General features: G+C 46.9%; 2 tRNA genes and 1 rRNA gene. All 3 read left to right on the forward strand.

The features are described from left to right. A 16S ribosomal RNA gene (locus tag L5M71_RS23055) occupies positions 1–101 on the forward strand; the annotation flags it as partial. 70 nt (positions 102–171) lie between these two features. Continuing rightward, positions 172–248 (forward strand) — tRNA-Ile (locus tag L5M71_RS23060). Between the two features lie 137 nt (positions 249–385). Then, positions 386–461: transfer RNA gene (locus L5M71_RS23065), tRNA-Ala, on the forward strand. Positions 462–574 lie beyond the last annotated feature (113 nt).

Here is a 574-nt window from a genome sequence, read left to right on the forward strand (position 1 = left end):
GCTTAACCTTCGGGGGGGCGCTCACCACTTTGTGGTTCATGACTGGGGTGAAGTCGTAACAAGGTAGCCCTAGGGGAACCTGGGGCTGGATCACCTCCTTACCTATACGACTAACTTAATGTTTGTTGAGTGTTCACACAGATTTGCTTGATAGAAGAAAGAGTAAAAGATGGGTCTGTAGCTCAGCTGGTTAGAGCGCACCCCTGATAAGGGTGAGGTCGGTGGTTCAAGTCCACTCTGACCCACCAATCCTTCCTTCTCAGCGTTGGAAAGTGACTCGTTTAGTGAACTAAACGTCGCCACTGTCCGCCTTGATAAGAAATGATTGGCAAACCAATCCTTTTAGAGGTTTGGAACATCTTACTTACTCGCACTGCATGTAAATGGGGCTATAGCTCAGCTGGGAGAGCGCCTGCCTTGCACGCAGGAGGTCTGCGGTTCGATCCCGCATAGCTCCACCATTTACACCTTATTCTGACTTTATTGCAAAGTAATAAGGCATATGCACTATGGATAGAGATGCCAAAGATAAACTTAAAAATTATCTTTGGCTTTTTTAAGCCCGCTCTTTAAC

Origin of the sequence: Shewanella sp. SW1, assembly GCF_025653545.1 — a bacterium.
Classification (GTDB): domain Bacteria; phylum Pseudomonadota; class Gammaproteobacteria; order Enterobacterales; family Shewanellaceae; genus Shewanella; species Shewanella oncorhynchi.